Origin of the sequence: Leeuwenhoekiella sp. W20_SRS_FM14, assembly GCF_052119605.1 — a bacterium.
Taxonomy (GTDB): Bacteria; Bacteroidota; Bacteroidia; order Flavobacteriales; family Flavobacteriaceae; genus Leeuwenhoekiella.
On record NZ_JBGQOK010000005.1, the window covers coordinates 135,052 to 152,399 of the forward strand.

The following is a 17,348-nucleotide window of genomic DNA, read 5'->3' on the forward strand; positions in this document are numbered from 1 at the left end:
AATTTAAAGACTATTAGTTTTTACAAAGTCGATGATTTCGCTCAATTTACCAAAAGCCACCGAAGTTACCGTATCTGCTGCTCCATAATATAATGCCACTTTATCTTCTTCTATAGAATGCAAGGTGGCACACGGAAACAACACATTTGCCACATCGCCTACCAATTCATAAGGTGCTGCCGGAGCCAATAAATAGGGCTGACTGCGGTATAATACTTTATCTGGACTATCAATATCTAGTAATGCCGCTCCTACCGAATATCTAAACCCATTACAGGTATTAATTACTCCATGGTAAAACAACAACCAGCCTTCATCGGTTAATATAGGTACAGGACCAGCCCCTATTTTTGTACACTGCCAGGCGCTATCTACAAACGGAGTCACTTTCATTACACAACGGTGTTCACCCCAGTATTTCATATCGGGGCTGTAGCTAATGTAAATATCACCAAAAGGTGTATGCCCATTATCACTAGGACGGCTCAACATTGCATATTTACCATTTATTTTCTGCGGAAATAAAACACCATTACGGTTAAAAGGGAGAAAGGCATTTTCGCACTGAAAAAATTCTTTAAAATCAAAAGTATAACCTATACCTATAGTTGGGCCGTGATAGCCATTACACCAGGTAATCCAGTAGCGGTCTTCAATAAAACACACTCGCGGATCGTATTTGTAATCAGACTCAATCATTTCGGTATTACCAGCGCCAAATTGAATAGGATCGTGATTAATATCCCAGTTGATTCCGTCTTTACTAAAGCCTGCAAAAATATTCATTTGCACCGCTTTATTATCACATCTAAACACTCCTGCAAAACCATCTTTAAAAGATACTACAGCAGAGTTAAAAATACTGTTAGAACCTGGGATGTCATACCGATCTATAATTGGGTTTGCATCATAACGCCACATTACATCTGAACTGTTTGCTGGTCTGTCTTGCCAGGGGATTTGGGTTGTACTCATAATCTTATTTATCTTATCATTAAACCTTATAATCAGGCATTTTAATTGTTATCTATTAATCTAATTTTTTGACCTTATCGAGCCATGTGAATTTTAATATTAGTGTCGTGATTCCAAATATTAAAAGGCTTATCGCTGTTTTATTATAATCTCTTACTACAAGAAAAATAGGCAGTAAAATCATACTCGACTGCCATATTATACCTACTGCACAGTTGAGCATATCTATACCAAAATCCTTATTCTTACCTACCTGTTCGGTTTCGGTGAGTTGTTCCCGCACCGGTTTCCACCAGCCCCAGGGATGTACTGAAGTATAGAAACTTTTAAGCGTTGCAATAGCCGTAGGTGGTGTAAAATAAGTTCCTAAAAATGAACCTAAAAGTGAAAATCCAAATATTACCGGGAATAAGTATATAGCAGGAATTTGTGCATATTGATACAACAGTGAACCTTCTTCATACCCCGACGCTCCCTGATCTATTATATACTGCAATGTTGCTACAATTAGTCCTGTAAGCATTCCCCAGAAATAACCCCAACCATTAAAACGCCACCAGATCCATTTTAAAAAGTTTGCTGCTACATAACCTCCATATAGTGCACTCGTAATCCATAACGTAATCGAGTTTATAGAATCTGCAAAAAAGCCCATAATAACACCAAGAATCACCACTGCAAAAGAGGCGATATGACTTGCTTTTACATAATGATTATCTGAAGCTACTGGTTTAAAATATTTTTTATAAATATCATTTACGATGTAGGCGGGTCCTGCATTTACAAATGCTGAAAACGTTGACATAAATGCAGCAAGTAGCCCTGCGAGCATTAATCCTTTAATGCCCACGGGTACGTGATTATTAATAACCTGTGGTAAGATTACCTCAAGATCATTCCCACTAATACCACCTCGCGCAGCAAGTTCTGGAGCAATAAATACAAGACCTAGTAATACAATTGCTGCAATCATTAAATACCTGGGAATAAACAGTACTAGATTTGTGAATCCACTCATGTAGGCTGCATCTTTTACCGTACGGGTTGATAAAATACGCTGCATATCGTAACTGGGTGTGGGGCCTGCAATACTTGCAAAAATTCCTTTAAACAAACTCATTCCCACAAAGGCTCCAAACATCTTATAGCCTTGTGAATCTATTAGTGCATTAAAACTTTCAAAGTCACCCGCCCAAAAACCGGTGAGCTCACTACCAAATGCCACATTAGACCATTCTGCAGGGATAAGCGCAGTTACCTGCGCATCTGTAAATGCATAAAAAGTATATCCCGCAACTAGTAATCCTGCAAGAACCATAATACCAAATTGCAATACTTCAGTAGAAACTACAGAGAACATTCCGCCTTTAATAGTATAAATGGTAGTCAAGAAAATAAGCACGAGCGCATATACCTGTTCGGAATTTAAAAGTTGCATATCTGCGATCATCAGGCTCACATCCCAGGGGAGAATCACGGTCATAAATTTACCTACACCTTCAAAGAAATAAGCGATAAAACCTACCGAAGCCACTACTGCAAATATGGCTACAATAAGATGCGAGGCACGGCCTGCTTTATCATCTCCAAAACGAGAAAGAATCCATTCAGAACCGGTCATCACGCCCGATCTTCTAATCCATACGGCCAGAAACATCATCACAAAAATCTGATTAAATATGGGCCACATCCACATAAACATGAAGCTTTTTACGCCATATAAAAACAAGATTCCCACCATCCAGGCAGTTCCCGAAACATCAAACATCCCAGAACCATTACTAAGTCCGAGATAGTACCATTTTATACTTTTACCCCCTAAGAAATAGGAGTCTAACCCTTTTGAAGCTTTCTTAGCCACCCACACACCTATACCGATGGTAGCCAGCAAATAAACTACAATAATTAGTACATCTATACTGTTCATCTTTAGTTTACCGGCTTAGTTACTCCCCACTTTTTATTAGGTGCAGACCCCATAACAAACTTGAGTTCGCCGCCTTTTAAAAGTTGGTCGTGTGTAATTTGAGTTTGATTGAAAACTTCCCCATTAAGCGTTGCAGATTGAATGTAAAAATTAGCTTCAGAAACCCCTTGTGCGATTATACTGAAAGTCTTTCCGTTAGGTAAATTAATAGTTGATTTTTCAAAAACCGGACTTCCTATTTCGTAAGCCGCACTTGCCGGATTAAACGGATAAAGCCCCATAGAACTCCATACGTACCAGGCAGACATCTGGCCGGCATCTTCATTACCACTCAACCCATTAGGCGTTGTATTGTATTGTGTTTTTAGAATTTGATTAATCCAGTATTGCGTCTTCCAGGGTTTGCCGGCTTTATTAAATAAATACGCGATGTGATGACTGGGCTCATTACCGTGTGCATATTGCCCTATTAAGCCCGAGATATCATTAGATATATGATCCCCCGTAATTTCTGAACTCTCTGTAAACAGCTGCTCCAGCATTTTAGTAAATGGTTCGGCACCACCATGCAGCTTTATAAAATTATCTGTATCGTGAAGTACAAACCAACTGTGCTGCCATGCATTCCCTTCGGTATAATCTGTGTTTTTCATATGTTGAGAAAACTTAGGATCAAAGGGTATGTGCCACGCACCGGCTGCAGATTTACCACGCATAAAACCCGTTTCTGAATCATACAACTGCTCATACGATTTAGAACGTTTTGAGAAATACTCGTAATCTTTAGTATGTCCTAATGCTTTAGCCATCTCAGCAACACACCAGTCATTATAAGCATATTCTAATGTATATGTTACAGACTCGTCTATTTTATCATAAGGTATGTACCCAAATTCTTTGAGATACTCCAGACCGCGCTCATCACGCATTTGGGTGTTTTTCATCGCTTCAAAAGCCTTCTCTGCGTCAAAACCTTTAATACCTTTAAAATAGGCTTCAGCAATTACAGGTATCGCGTGATTTCCTGTCATGGTATTGGTTTCATTGCCATAAAGTGTCCATACGGGCAAGCTCTTATGTACTTGATAATACGCCAACATAGAGTTGACTATAGCTGTGGTTTTATCGGGTTGAATTAATGCAAGTAAGGGGTTTTCAGCCCTAAAAGTGTCCCAAAGCGAGAGCGTAGAATATGCTGTAAAATCTACTTTTACAATGCTGTCATTTTCCTGACGGAATTCTCCATTTACATCACTAAAAGTTACCGGCGCAATTTGTGTATGATACAATGCCGAATAAAAAATTGTCTTCAAAGAATCTGTAGGGGTTTCTACAACAATATGCTGTAACTGCTTATTCCAGGCTTGCTGCGCTGTAGTTTTAGCCTGTTCAAAATTCATGTTATCCGAAGCTTTCATATTTTCTTTGGCATTAGCAACACTCACCGAAGAAACCGAAATTTTGACCTCAACATCACGACTTCCGTCTATATCAAAAAAGAATTGAGCCGCCGTGTTTTTACCCACAACACTATCTGCTTTCTGAATGTTTTTATCCTGTATTAATTGATATCTTGAAATAGGTTTTGAGAAAGTCGCCACATAAAAAACCTTTTGATTTTTTGCCCAACCTGTAGTATGTCTGTAACCGCTAATTGTATTTTTATCTTCTACGTGTATCGCTGTCTCTACTGTCGCATCCCAGTTAATCGCAAAACCAAGATCGAGTACTACTGAAGGTTCTCCTGCACCCTCATAATTGTATTTTTGAAACGCCGTGCGCTGTGTCGCTGTAAGTCCTACTTTAATTTGCGGATCTTCAAGATAAACCGAATAGTAGCCCGGTGAAGCGCTTTCACGTTTGTGTGAGTATTTTGAGATATAAGGACGGTCTAATCTACTGGTATAGGTTTTGGTTAGGTCAAGTTCTTTAGCCGTAGGCATAAATAATAGATCTGCTAAATCACCTATACCGGTACCGCTTAAGTGCAACTGACTAAAACCAGACACGATAGAATCTGAATAATGATACCCCGAGCACCAGTCCCAACCATTTGTACCATTGTCTGGACTTACCTGTACCATACCAAACGGCATTGTAGCTCCCGGATAGGTATGGCCGTGACCACCTGTACCTATAAATGGATCTACGTAAGCTGTAAGATCAAGTACCGGTATTGTAACATCTTCTTTTTTTCCTTGGGTATTGCAAGAAATAAAAGCAGTAATAAGTAAAATATAAATAGAATTTTTTAACATTTGTAAGCTTTATTTTACGTCTTGACAGCGCCAACTGTTAAGATTTTTAATAAATATGTAATATATTATAACCGTTTAAGTTTTTTATTAGACAAACAACAGTTCTCAAAAGCTAAACAGCTTAAAATTCATTTTTGAACAATGGCCCTAAGCGCTACACTAAAGAATAATTTGTTGCTAAATGCAACTACCGGCTATAAAATAAACAGCTCGCACCATGTTATTTTCTGGTTGGTTTATTTCTTATTCAACTTTTTGCGGTGGGGCAGTTATTATGAGGATTATTTCTACTCGTTTAAGTCTAATTTACTAGGCTTTCCCATACATATGACCTTGTCATATTTTACAATTTATGTACTCATTCCTATCTTCATTTATAAGCGAAAATATACTTTTTTCATACTGAGTTTAATAGCTGCTATTTTTGTAATGGTTATAGTAAAATATGAGCTCACTTATTTCTTAATAAGCAATAATGTCTGGCCCGAAGGTCCTGAAGAAACCACAAGTCTCAATGTAAATTACATTGTAGTTATGATGCTGGGCGAACTGTATGTAATCTCTTTTGTTACGGCTATTAAAATAACCATAGACTGGATGCGGGAACGCCAACTGGCAGCCAGTCTTGCTGCCTCTCAATTAGAAACAGAATTGCGGTTTTTAAGATCACAAATCTCACCACATTTCTTCTTTAATACACTCAATAACATCTATTCACTGAGTTTAGAAAAGTCTGAAAATACTCCCGATACCATCCTAAAATTATCAGATTTAATGCGGTATCTACTTTATGAAACTAAAGAAAAACGGCAGTCTCTTGCAAAAGAGATTAAGTTTATAAATAACTATTTAGATCTGGAGCGCATACGGTACAACCATAAACTCAATTTAAGTTTTAAGATAACCGGTAATCCCAAAGGGAAGAAAATTGCCCCTATGTTACTCATTCATTTCATTGAAAACGGTTTTAAACACGGTGCAAATAAAAATATTGGGATGGTATCTATTAAAATAGACCTTAAAATAGATGAAGACTTTCTTTATTTTAATATGAGTAACACCCTGCCTCAAAAGGATTTAAAAAACAATATCCCAAATGCAGGCGGAATAGGTATCGAAAATGTTGAAAAACGCCTTAAATTGGGCTACGGAGCACAGGATTATGATCTCAAAATCTTTGAAGAAGACGGGGAATATAAAGTATTTTTAAAATTGAAGTTATTATGAGTTTACAATGTGTAATAATAGATGATGAACCTCTGGCTATTAATGTCATTAAGAACCACATCACAAAACTTAGTACACTCGCTGTTATTCAGACTTTTGACAACGCAATCTCGTGTATTGATTTTTTAAGAACAAATACCTGTGATTTAATTTTTCTAGATATTAATATGCCGGTTTTAGATGGCTTGAGTTTTCTAAAAAGCCTTGATAAAAAACCAATGATTATTTTAACCACGGCACATGAAGAGTACGCCGTAGAAGGTTTTGAACTCGAAGTTTTAGATTATTTAGTAAAACCTATTTCGTTTCCGCGGTTTCTAAAAGCTACTAACAAGGCGCTTTCAAAACATCAGGAACAACAGAAGCCTAAAGCAGATACAGACGCTATCTTTGTTAAGGTTGATAAGAAAAAAATGAAGAAAGTATATCTAGATGATATTCTTCTTATTGAAAGCCTCAAAGACTATATAAAGATTATTACCACCAGCGGAAACTACGTTGTACACCAGACATTAGGAAGTTTTACAGATGAGTTACCTGCTCCAAAATTTATACGCATACACAGATCTTATACGGCTAATATCAGTAAGGTAGATGCTGTAGAAGGCAATAGTGTTGAGATTGCAAACAAGCGCTACACTATAGGTCGTAATTATTTAGAAGATGCAAAAAATGCTATTTTACACAATCAAACAGGAAATTAGCAGATTGACAATTAATAGTTTAATAAATTAAGAGACTGCGATTCTACATAGCAAACAGTTAACATAATAGCATAAGTTATTTTGCTATTTTTGATTTAAAATTTTAACTGTATGCAATACACAAAACAACTGCTTTTATTTGCTATTTGTTCTTTCTTCACCTATTCTGTTACTGCACAAGACCAGGTATCTGCACAAATTATAAAAGAACGAGATTCTCTTTTACTCAACCTTAACAGACAATTAGAAGATAATGCGATTAAACTTAAATCGCTTCAGGGCGAGTTTTCAGACCTCAACCCGAATCGCACGAGTCAACGCCTGGGGAGCCTTGACAGTATTATCTCAAAGCAAGAAAATCGTATAACGCTACTTGAAAATTCCAGAAAAATTCAGTTAAAATTAAACGGCCAGCTTGCTTTTACAGAATTAATGAGCATTCACCGAGATATTAAACCCAGCAACCTGCTACTTTCTTCACAAGAGTTTTTCAGTAAAATAGCGGCAATAAATAATCCAACAAATTATGCGGCTTATGAGAGCTGGTTTAAAGAATATCAAGACTGGTATGAGCGAAAAAAAGGAAAAGACAATTGGTTAGATTTAATTAATAACAGCTTAACCGTACTAAATAAACCCGCCAGCAATGTGCCACTTTACGGCTCTTTATATCAAACCTTTTCTACAGGCATCACTTCTGCGTTAGAAATTGTAGGCGGCGCCAGTAAAGATTTACGCGATAAAACCCCGGCAATGCTTAACGTTTTAAATACAGCGAGCCAGTTTAGCCAGCAGCAGAGTATTATAGACAATGAGTGGAAGAGTATTAATGACGAACTTAATAAGCTTGAAAATGAATACAACCGCCTTTTAGAAGAACAAGCTACGTATTATGGCCTTAATATGAATATGGTAAAGCAATATCAAAATGCGACCTTAGACAGTGAGCGTGAGACTTTAAAGAATAATTTCAGAAAAGCCATAAATACAAAAATTGGCGCTATGGAAAAAGACCACAATAAAGAATGGCTTACTGAAGTTGAGCGATTTATGGTCAAAACCCAGTCACTACGTCAACGTTTTGGGATGCTTACGTTACGTATGAAAAGTAATATTGCGAAGTATAAAGAATTGATAATTCAGTTTTCTAAAAATGAATTACTTGCGGAAGAGTTTAGATCTAAAATACGCGAATTACAAGGCAGTATAGATCAGGTAAACGCAAATTTTAATGCGGTATTTAATCCTTCAAAATACATTGAAGACTCTGCAGTAATGTATATCACGCAGTAATAACAAGGTTTTGAAACCCGGTAAAATTTAAAAATAAGGTTATGAAAAAGCTTAAAAAAGAAGACATCAAACAAGAAGTTTTTGATCTGTATGACGCCTACGCTCATAACCGATTAGAACGCAGACAATTTGTAGAACGGTTATCTGTATTTGCTGTGGGAAGCATTACAGTGCCCGCTTTAATGAGCTTTTTAATGCCCGATTATAAAACTACCATGCTGGTAGATCCTCAAGACCCTAATCTCGATTCTCAATTTATTACGTACAATTCGCCTAAAGGTGGAGGTGAAATAAAGGCTTTACTTTCAAAACCCAAAGATGCAACAGTAAAACTAGGCGGTATTGTAGTTGTGCATGAGAACCGTGGTCTTAATCCGTATATCGAAGATACCGCTCGCAGAGCAGCTCTTGCCGGTTTTATAACAATTGCGCCAGATGCCTTGAGTCCATTAGGAGGTTATCCCGGCAACGATGATGAGGGTCGCGAGATGCAACGCAAACGCGATAGCGGTGAGATGCTTCAAGATTTTATCGCAGCCTACGAGTTGCTCAAAAATCATCCCGATTGTAACGGGAAAGTGGGCGTTGTAGGTTTTTGTTTTGGCGGTTCTATCTCTAATATGATGGCGGTACACGTACCTACACTCGCTGCAGCTGTACCCTTTTATGGCGGGCAACCTACCGAAGATATTGATAAAATTAATGCGCCTTTACTACTTCAGTATGCCGGTTTGGATGAACGCATAAACGCAGGTTGGCCAGAATACGAAGCTAAACTGAAAGAATACAATAAAGAATATGGTGTGTTTGTTTATCCTGATGTAAATCACGGTTTTCACAACACCACTACCCCGCGCTATGACAAAGAGGCTGCAGAACTAGCCTGGGAACGTACTCTAGCATTTTTTAAAGAGCATTTGAGTTAAACGTAAAGCGACTTGATCATCTTAGTAGAGGTGTAGAATTAATATTTTACACCTCTTTTTTTTACCCTCTGTACGATAATTAAACTTTAACCTCAATTTAAAACTGAATTCTGCTGTCCTGCCTAACTTTAAAGAAAAACAAACCTTATGAAATTTAATTATGTGGGAGATACCGGGCTAATGGTATCAGAACTGTGTTTTGGCACAATGACCTTTGGTGGCGATAGTGCAGGAATGTGGAGTAAAATCGCAGCAGTAGATCAAAAAGAAGTAAATGAGATGCTCAAAGCTGTTTTTGATGCTGGTATTAACTTTATTGACACTGCTAATGTATATTCTTTCGGGCAGTCTGAACAACTTTTAGGACAGGGCTTAAAAGATTTAGGCACTAAACGGGATGATGTGGTAATCGCAACAAAAGTTTTAGGCCCTATGAGTCAAAAACCCAATGACGTTGGGCTTTCTAGATATCATATTTTCAACTCGGTTGATGCCAGTTTAAAACGATTACAGCTTGATCACATAGATATTTTATATGTGCACGGTGTAGACCCCAGAGTTTCAGTAGAAGAAATTCTAAAAACGCTTAATGATATTGTAGCTACCGGTAAAGTACGCTATATCGCTATTTGTAACTGGCCGGCTTGGATGGTTGCTAAAGCACAGGCGATTGCTAAATACAACGGCTGGCAAAAATTTATAGGGCTGCAGTATTATTATTCTGCTGTAACGCGTGATATCGAGACCGAACTCGTACCTATGGCAGCAGATCACAATCTGGCAATCTTTCCCTGGAGTCCACTTGCAGGTGGTTTCCTAACCGGTAAATATGCTCGTGAAGGTAGTAGTGAAAAAGGCTCGCGACGTGCAGACTTTGACTTCCCACCTATTAATAAAGACAAAGCTTTCAATCTTGTAGATGTTATGCAGGAAATCGCTATTGCTCATAACGTAACTGTTGCTGAAATTGCCTTAGCCTGGGTACGCCATCAAAAAGGAGTGACCAGTACAATTATAGGCGCAAAAACAATCAAGCAACTACACTCCAATATAAAATCGACTGAAATTAATCTTTCTAAAAACGATTTAGATAAAATAGATGCAGTAAGTGCTAAACCTGATTTATATCCCGGGTGGATGGTAGAACGACAGTCTGAGTATAGAAAGTAAAAAGCAATCTAAGCTAAAAAGCTCTTCAATTGAGGAGCTTTTTTTATTATTTTCAGTAAAAACACCTAACTCTCAAAGGGGTTAAAAACCTGATTTATAGGTTATTTACCCGTACGACAAAACACCTCATATCTGTAGTTTTAATGCATAAATCCAACAAAAACTACATATTATGCCAGGACCAGCAGTACACTACATCGTAGGGAAAGATCTAACGCGTAGATTTCCTTTTAAAATTGATTACAAACCGAATGCTCCCAGTAAAGAATACTTATTTGACCCACACACTATTGGGATTTTAAATGAGTATCCTATTTACCGAAATTTTGGGACGTTGGGTCCAGACTTTTTATTCTTTAATGTAAAAGATTGGCCTGCGGGCGAATTTATTCCCGTCAAACAAATGATCAAGTTTGCCGAAATTCTAAAATCTCTGGAAGTTAAAATTGAAGAAAGTTTTCCTGCTCTTATAAAAATTAAGGAGCTGAAAGAAGATCTTGAGGAAGTTGTTGAAGATGTGATCGCAAGCTCTGCAATTTTATCTACCATTAAATTATTTATAGACGATATAAAAGCAATCATAGGCCTTATAGGATCTATTGTAAAAGAGGGGCTTAAAGATCTTGTGACCTCAAATATTGATATTTATAGTTTCCTTTCAAGCCCTATTCAGGTGTGTGAACCAAAAAATAACTGGTGGTGGTTTGATGTTTTGCATTATAGTAAAACCGGGGAATTTGCAGAATATCTTTTAAAAAATTCAAAACATAATGATGCACTGCACGCTTATGCAATAGGCTATTTATCTCACGTAGCTGCAGACAGTGTAGGTCACCCCTATGTAAACAATATTGTAAGAGGTCCTTATCGTACGCATAGCCAAAGACACAATGTTGTTGAAAAATTTCAGGACGTCTCTGCTTTTAACTATTTTGAGTCTAAAGAATTTAGCACAAGCGAACTGCATGAAGAATTTAAGTTTGATGATCGCGTACACGACATATTTACAGGAGCACCTGTACCCGATTACGATTCTATCATAGACGGGTTAACACCGGGGTTAACTGACGTAGGGCTTCCTAAAGAGCTTGCAAAACTTTTTGCCGAGGCTACCCAAAATGTCTATGATACTCGAGGTGGGCATCCTTTTGGGGGAGGTATGACCGAAGAAGAGGTTGATGCTTCCTACAGGCTTTGGTACAGCTGGTTTAAAGCAACTACCAGTGAAGCAATCTTACCAGATTCACTGCCAGATTTACCACCGCTAACTGAAGAAATACGTGAAGTATGGAATCGCTTTAAAGACAAATTTAATAATGCGTTAGATGAATTAGATAATGCATTAGACGATTTATTTTCTGGCGGCGGAAGATCTTTTAGTTTAAAAGGCCTGGCAAATTTCTTTAAAAAAATTGCGCGTATTATTGAAGCAGCTGTTGCAGCTGCAGCAGCATTTATTGAAGCCATTGAAGAAACTATTGTAGATATCAGCAAACACGCTGTACACTTCATGCTTAACAAGGTTTACCAGGCATTATATGTAATCTACGACTACTTTAGACTTTCTGTTTCGCTAAACGGCCTTGCATTTCCCGGGGTACGTCATCTTGACGATTCAAAAGTACGGCACATGTTAAATCCTATTATTAAAGATGTTAGAGGTAATAGATTATCTAATTCGTGGCCCTATCCTATTAAACACGTTGATGTAGGAACAGGTATCTGGCGCACAGCTCCACAAGAAGCGCATTTAGTCTATCCCAGCCCATCAAAACCAGAATTAAATCTGGTTACACCGGCACCACTCACTTATACATCAAAAGTGCATACCTACTACATTAAAGACGATGTAGGTATAGATTTAAATTTTATAAATCAAATAGGTCCTATTCGAGATTTTAATAGCCATAATACGCGCGTTAAGAATGAAGTCTTAGGTAATGCCAGCGAATTAACAGGAACTCTATATGACCATTTTCAGAAAGGAAAAAAACTACCCAATATAAATCTAGATGCAGACAGAGGTATAGGTTATCCGTGTTGGGAATCCGAGGGTTGTGAGAATGACAGTATTAAAGAACCGGTTAACCCAAAATTTAATTTTTAAAATTTCTGAATCATGAAAGATTTACTCAAGCAAATAAACCGAGACATTAAAATTCTTAATGATCAAATAGAAAAGAATAGCAACGAGCTAAAGCGATATAAAGATTCCCCAGAATTTAAGACGGAACAGGATTTATTAAAACGACAGGAGTTTGACAATACAATAGATGAGTTTCAAGCTAAATCATTTTTAGTGATCCCCAGCGTTATTGGCGATTCGGGAAATCGTCCTTTAAGCAGTTATGTTAGAGGCAGCAGTGTGGGGATAAAAATTTCTGATCCTGCAGGAACAATACAACACACTATTAAAGCAAATCATACTTATATAATTGAGACAGAACTTATAAATAAAGGCGACTTATATCTCTCATCCATTAATGTTGATTTTTTCTGTAGTCCGAAGTATAAAGAGTCTGAGGTTCTATTTGAAATAACTTCAATTAGCTTTTTATTTAATACTCCTATAGTAAAAGGGATTCTAAAAAAGGGCAGCATTAGTATAGGAGATCATCTCAAAATAATTACTGAATCTCATTCTATTTACACCCAACTTACAGGAATCTCAATTCCTAACGGAACTAATCATACAGTTTCTAGCGATTCGCAAATCATAAGTCTATTTTTAGATACAGACAAACTAAAAAATGAATTAAAGAGTCTCGTGTCACCAGGAGACCGTATCGTAGAGGCTCCAGATTACAATTCAGAACAACGTATGTTTCGTTTTAGAGTTGAAGATGTATTTTCTATAACAGGTAGAGGTACTATAGTAACAGGTCTCGTAGAACAAGGTACGTTTACATTAAACCAAAAATTAAATTTATTTACAGGTACCAGAAGCGGTGAACGTTCGCGAAATAGATTAGGTCTTAACGCCACGAGTATTACCCTTATGCGTCAAACTGTTACGAATATAAAAACCGGTGATCGTGTAGGTTTATTATTTAAAGGTCTTGACAAAGCCCTTTTTAGAAAAGGGGATATTCTCGTCAAACAAAGTAGAGAAGATTTTACTGCAACAATTAAAACAACAGAAGCACCTTTAAGTGTTCAAAATAATGAATTCTTAGGAAGCAGAACTACTTATTGCCACGGGTTTGACACTACCATAACTTCTTTAAAATGGACGGCGCCACCTCATAAAGATAGAAGCGAATATATTTTTACAGCACGGGCTTATGCTGCATTTCCTACAGATATGCCTCAAGATTTTGATGCACTAAGCCCAGAACTTGACCGCCATGTAGCATCAAAAAAAGTAGAATGGTCTGTTTAGCTTAAAAAATAAATCCATAAAAAAACCTCTTGTTTTCACAAGAGGTTTTTGCTTTGTACAGGCGGGGAGACTCGAACTCCCACACCTTGCGGCACTAGATCCTAAGTCTAGCGTGTCTACCAATTCCACCACGCCTGCATACTACTTTTACCATACTTAGGACTTCAGATAAAAGCTTGCATCTTTATATCTAAAAATGCGAGTGCAAATATAGTAAAGATTTTTGATATGAAAATCATTTTTTGAGAGAAATTTCACATTCCAATTCTTATTTTTACGAGAATACGATTTTAAAACTATGAAAGACACTAAGAACTACGTAGATACCCATCAAAAACGTTTTTTAAACGAACTTATAGAATTACTAAAAATACCTTCCATTAGTGCAGATAAGGCCTATAGAGATGATGTTTTTAATACCGCAGATGCAGTTGCAGAACGCTTAAAGGAGGCAGGTTGTGATACCGTAGAGGTTTGCGAAACACCTGGATACCCCATTGTATATGGAGAAAAAATTATAGATCGAAGCTTGCCAACAATATTAGTTTACGGGCATTATGACGTGCAACCACCAGATCCTTTAGATTTATGGGACAGCGCTCCTTTTGAGCCGGTAATCAAAAAAACCGAATTACACCCCGAAGGTGCAATTTTTGCGCGTGGAGCCTGCGACGATAAAGGCCAGATGTATATGCACGTAAAAGCACTTGAGTATATGACTCAAAATGACGACCTGCCGTGTAATGTTAAGTTCATGATAGAAGGCGAGGAAGAAGTAGGCAGTGAGAACTTGGGTTGGTTTATTTCACGCAATCAGGCAAAACTGGCTAACGATGTAATTCTTATATCAGATACGGGTATGATTGCAAAAGACGTTCCCAGCATCACAACCGGCTTACGCGGCCTTAGTTATGTAGAAGTTGAAGTTACCGGTCCTAACCGTGATTTGCATAGCGGACTTTATGGCGGTGCTGTTGCAAACCCAATCAATGTATTAACTAAGATGATTGCCTCACTTCATGACGAAAACAACCACATCACCATTCCTGGTTTTTATGACGCCGTAGAAGAGTTAAGCACAAAAGAACGCGCTAAAATGGCCGAAGCTCCCTTCTCGTTAGAGAACTATCAAAAAGCATTGGACATCGATTCGGTTTATGGCGAAAAAGGATATTCTACAAATGAACGCAACAGCATACGCCCTACCCTTGATGTAAATGGAATTTGGGGCGGTTACATTGGCGAAGGTGCAAAAACGGTTATCGCAAGCAAAGCGTATGCTAAAATAAGTATGCGACTTGTACCCGATCAAGATTGGAAGGAAATTACCCAATTGTTTAAAAATCACTTTGAAAGTATCGCACCTGCAGGTGTTCGCGTTAAAGTAACACCGCACCACGGCGGGCAGGCATATGTAACTCCCATAGATCATATAGGTTACAAAGCAGCAGAGAAAGCCTATGAAAATACTTTTGGCAAAACGCCGATACCACAACGCAGTGGCGGTAGTATTCCTATTGTAGCTCTTTTTGAAAAAGAACTCGACAGCAAAACAATTCTTATGGGATTTGGTCTAGACAGTGATGCCATACACTCGCCTAACGAACATTTTGGAGTTTGGAATTTTCTAAAAGGAATTGAGACTATTCCACATTTTTATCATGAATTTACCAGATTAAAAATCGCAGAAAAATAAAGTTAAGAATAAGGGCGTGACCCCGCAAAATAGCGGGGTCGGGCTTTACGCTCTATCTTTTTTTCAGCTTAAAAAAGCCTCAAAAAGGATGCCGCTGCAATCCCTCACGCAGGTGTTGTACTTATCAAACACCACTATTTTAAATATACAAAACCCATAGCGCATTGCGTCTATGGGTTTTTAAATTTATAGTGTGTAAGGCTTATTAATTGAGCTTAATTTGCGCATATCTGGCCTGAATAAACATAAATACAGCGTAAGCGACAAGTCCCAGCGCTACAACACCCATAGCTACAGCACCTAGAGTATCTTGTAAAAGGTCAAAAGCAGCAACTTTACCTCCAGATGAGCCTCCACTGCCTATAGCCACTTTAAACAATAAAAAAGCTACAATGCCTGAAACAATACCTCTGGCAGTAAATCCTATTTCCCCGGCTCTAATCAATACTTTCTTTCCTTTTGGCCCCAGATTACTTTCATTCACATCATCTCTAAACTTCCCCGAATAGGCTTTATAGGTTTGAAATATTGCTTTCCCCGCAATACACAAGGCTACAAAACCTAACAAATAAGGTCCGTAAGGTTTTGACATTAGTGTTGATATCATAGAATCACTTCCAGAACCCGAACTACCCGCGACAACCATCTTAACTGCCGTAAAACCCAGAACTCCATAAAATATGCCGCTTATAATATAACCTGAACGTTTTACAAAACCTTTCCATTCGCTCCAGGAATCCACACTACCTTTTAATGCTTCATACCATCTATAAAAGGTATAACCAAACAAGCCCAGAGCCAAAACGATAAGCAATACTTTACCAAAGGGTTGCTCCCTTAAAAATTGCAACGCATTTTGTTGTCCGCTTTTTGAACCCCCCAGATTAAAAGCTGCCATCGCTGTAAGCATACCTATTATAGCATATACCATACCTTTCGCTACCATGCCAAACCGGGCTAGTTTTTCCTTTTTAGAATTCATTATTGAGTTAATTGGTTAGTTTCTGAAAAAGTAGAAATAACCGCTGCTTATTACTCCCAACTAGATGTTATATTAAACTAAAGGCTTTATTAAAATTAAATTTTCTTCACATAGTCTGTAATCAATACAATCTGCTGGCCGTCTACTTTACCTTCTATGTATTTATCATTCTCGTGATCAAGCGAAATACGTCTTACGGCAGTACCCTGTTTAGCAACCATACTGCTGCCTTTTACCTTTAGATCTTTGATTAAAACTACAGAATCTCCTGCTGCCAGAATAACACCATTACTATCGCGGTGTATAAGTCCTTTTGAAGAATCATCTGCAATACCGGCCTTTGCCCACTCTTTAACATAGTCTTCCATATACATCATATCAAGCAGGTCTTGAGGCCAGCCCTGTCCTTTTAATTGATTGAGCATACGGTAGGCAACCACCTGTACAGCAGGAACCTGGCTCCACATACTGTCATTAAGACAACGCCAGTGATTGGCTTCTACTAGTTCTGCATCGTGCAACTGTGTTCTGCAGGTTCCGCAGGCAAAAATATGTGTGTCTGCTGTTGCATTATCTGGAGAATCAGGAACTGCGTATATATCTAAATCGGTCGTACTGTTACATAATTCGCATACATTACCACTACGATCTCTTAAGTCTTGTTCTAGGCTCATTAGTTATAAATTTATTTAGAACGTAAAGATAGGTTTATTGATTAGGTATAATCACTTAAGTAAAAATTTGCATAAATAGGTCTGCGATAGGGATTGAGGCTTTGTTGAAGCTCTTTTTGCCCTTTTGCAAAAAA

General features: G+C 37.8%; 13 protein-coding genes and 1 tRNA gene. 8 read left to right on the forward strand and 6 right to left on the reverse strand.

The genetic code is table 11. The annotated features are described in order from the left end of the window. Positions 1 to 3 precede the first annotated feature (3 nt). Genes ACEN25_RS10350 through ACEN25_RS10360 form a run of 3 tightly spaced genes read right to left on the reverse strand, consistent with a single transcriptional unit; the run spans position 4 to position 5,160 of the window. Positions 4 to 975 carry a glycoside hydrolase family 130 protein gene (locus ACEN25_RS10350; RefSeq protein WP_441802852.1) on the reverse strand — a complete coding sequence of 324 codons (972 nt, stop codon included), beginning with the start codon at positions 973 to 975 and terminating at the stop codon, positions 4 to 6. 55 nt (positions 976 to 1,030) lie between these two features. After that, a complete protein-coding gene (locus tag ACEN25_RS10355; protein ID WP_441802853.1) occupies positions 1,031 to 2,902 on the reverse strand; it encodes a sodium:solute symporter family protein in 1,872 nt (623 codons plus the stop codon). A gap of 2 nt (positions 2,903 to 2,904) precedes the next feature. Further along, positions 2,905 to 5,160, reverse strand: coding sequence for a GH92 family glycosyl hydrolase (locus ACEN25_RS10360; protein ID WP_441802854.1), 2,256 nt, complete (start codon positions 5,158 to 5,160; stop codon positions 2,905 to 2,907). Between the two features lie 141 nt (positions 5,161 to 5,301). On the opposite strand from ACEN25_RS10360, the gene ACEN25_RS10365 reads away from it, so the two are divergent. The 7 genes from ACEN25_RS10365 to ACEN25_RS10395 all read left to right on the forward strand — a co-directional run bounded on the left by ACEN25_RS10365 (position 5,302) and on the right by ACEN25_RS10395 (position 13,862). Further along, positions 5,302 to 6,387 (forward strand): sensor histidine kinase, encoded by a 1,086-nt coding sequence (locus tag ACEN25_RS10365; RefSeq protein ID WP_441802855.1) that lies wholly within the window; start codon positions 5,302 to 5,304, stop codon positions 6,385 to 6,387. Further along, the gene (locus tag ACEN25_RS10370) at positions 6,384 to 7,091 is read left to right on the forward strand and encodes a LytR/AlgR family response regulator transcription factor (protein WP_441802856.1); all 708 of its coding nucleotides are present in this window, start codon (positions 6,384 to 6,386) and stop codon (positions 7,089 to 7,091) included. Before ACEN25_RS10365 ends, ACEN25_RS10370 begins: the two co-directional genes overlap by 4 nt. Positions 7,092 to 7,202: 111 nt before the next feature. Next, positions 7,203 to 8,384 carry a hypothetical protein gene (locus tag ACEN25_RS10375; RefSeq protein ID WP_441802857.1) on the forward strand — a complete coding sequence of 394 codons (1,182 nt, stop codon included), beginning with the start codon at positions 7,203 to 7,205 and terminating at the stop codon, positions 8,382 to 8,384. Positions 8,385 to 8,425: 41 nt separating this feature from the next. Then, positions 8,426 to 9,310, forward strand: a complete 885-nt coding sequence (locus ACEN25_RS10380; RefSeq protein WP_441802858.1) for a dienelactone hydrolase family protein — start codon at positions 8,426 to 8,428, stop codon at positions 9,308 to 9,310. A gap of 147 nt (positions 9,311 to 9,457) precedes the next feature. Next, positions 9,458 to 10,480, forward strand: a complete 1,023-nt coding sequence (locus ACEN25_RS10385) for an aldo/keto reductase (protein ID WP_441802859.1) — start codon at positions 9,458 to 9,460, stop codon at positions 10,478 to 10,480. A gap of 172 nt (positions 10,481 to 10,652) precedes the next feature. Beyond that, positions 10,653 to 12,587, forward strand: a complete 1,935-nt coding sequence (locus ACEN25_RS10390) for a zinc dependent phospholipase C family protein (protein ID WP_441802860.1) — start codon at positions 10,653 to 10,655, stop codon at positions 12,585 to 12,587. Between the two features lie 12 nt (positions 12,588 to 12,599). Next, positions 12,600 to 13,862: a hypothetical protein gene (locus ACEN25_RS10395; protein WP_441802861.1), complete on the forward strand. Its 1,263-nt coding sequence runs from the start codon at positions 12,600 to 12,602 to the stop codon at positions 13,860 to 13,862. 56 nt (positions 13,863 to 13,918) lie between these two features. On the opposite strand, the gene ACEN25_RS10400 is transcribed toward ACEN25_RS10395, so the two are convergent. Continuing rightward, positions 13,919 to 14,000 (reverse strand) — tRNA-Leu (locus tag ACEN25_RS10400). Positions 14,001 to 14,160: 160 nt separating this feature from the next. Between ACEN25_RS10400 and ACEN25_RS10405 the strand changes: the two genes are divergently transcribed. After that, entirely contained in the window at positions 14,161 to 15,558 is a 1,398-nt protein-coding gene (locus ACEN25_RS10405) for a dipeptidase (RefSeq protein ID WP_441802862.1), read from the forward strand. A gap of 205 nt (positions 15,559 to 15,763) precedes the next feature. Here ACEN25_RS10405 and ACEN25_RS10410 read toward each other — a convergent pair whose 3' ends face one another. Next, positions 15,764 to 16,540: a DUF1206 domain-containing protein gene (locus tag ACEN25_RS10410; RefSeq protein ID WP_441802863.1), complete on the reverse strand. Its 777-nt coding sequence runs from the start codon at positions 16,538 to 16,540 to the stop codon at positions 15,764 to 15,766. Between the two features lie 95 nt (positions 16,541 to 16,635). Further along, the gene (locus tag ACEN25_RS10415) at positions 16,636 to 17,214 is read right to left on the reverse strand and encodes a PhnA domain-containing protein (protein WP_441802864.1); all 579 of its coding nucleotides are present in this window, start codon (positions 17,212 to 17,214) and stop codon (positions 16,636 to 16,638) included. Positions 17,215 to 17,348: the final 134 nt, after the last annotated feature.

Excerpts from the sequence above, each read along its gene's own strand:
- ACEN25_RS10350 (WP_441802852.1), bottom strand. The coding sequence starts at position 975 with ATGAGTACAACCCAAATCCCCTGGCAAGACAGACCAGCAAACAGTTCA.
- ACEN25_RS10355 (WP_441802853.1), bottom strand. The coding sequence starts at position 2,902 with ATGAACAGTATAGATGTACTAATTATTGTAGTTTATTTGCTGGCTACC.
- ACEN25_RS10360 (WP_441802854.1), bottom strand. The coding sequence starts at position 5,160 with ATGTTAAAAAATTCTATTTATATTTTACTTATTACTGCTTTTATTTCT.
- ACEN25_RS10365 (WP_441802855.1), top strand. The coding sequence starts at position 5,302 with ATGGCCCTAAGCGCTACACTAAAGAATAATTTGTTGCTAAATGCAACT.
- ACEN25_RS10370 (WP_441802856.1), top strand. The coding sequence starts at position 6,384 with ATGAGTTTACAATGTGTAATAATAGATGATGAACCTCTGGCTATTAAT.
- ACEN25_RS10375 (WP_441802857.1), top strand. The coding sequence starts at position 7,203 with ATGCAATACACAAAACAACTGCTTTTATTTGCTATTTGTTCTTTCTTC.
- ACEN25_RS10380 (WP_441802858.1), top strand. The coding sequence starts at position 8,426 with ATGAAAAAGCTTAAAAAAGAAGACATCAAACAAGAAGTTTTTGATCTG.
- ACEN25_RS10385 (WP_441802859.1), top strand. The coding sequence starts at position 9,458 with ATGAAATTTAATTATGTGGGAGATACCGGGCTAATGGTATCAGAACTG.
- ACEN25_RS10390 (WP_441802860.1), top strand. The coding sequence starts at position 10,653 with ATGCCAGGACCAGCAGTACACTACATCGTAGGGAAAGATCTAACGCGT.
- ACEN25_RS10395 (WP_441802861.1), top strand. The coding sequence starts at position 12,600 with ATGAAAGATTTACTCAAGCAAATAAACCGAGACATTAAAATTCTTAAT.
- ACEN25_RS10405 (WP_441802862.1), top strand. The coding sequence starts at position 14,161 with ATGAAAGACACTAAGAACTACGTAGATACCCATCAAAAACGTTTTTTA.
- ACEN25_RS10410 (WP_441802863.1), bottom strand. The coding sequence starts at position 16,540 with ATGAATTCTAAAAAGGAAAAACTAGCCCGGTTTGGCATGGTAGCGAAA.
- ACEN25_RS10415 (WP_441802864.1), bottom strand. The coding sequence starts at position 17,214 with ATGAGCCTAGAACAAGACTTAAGAGATCGTAGTGGTAATGTATGCGAA.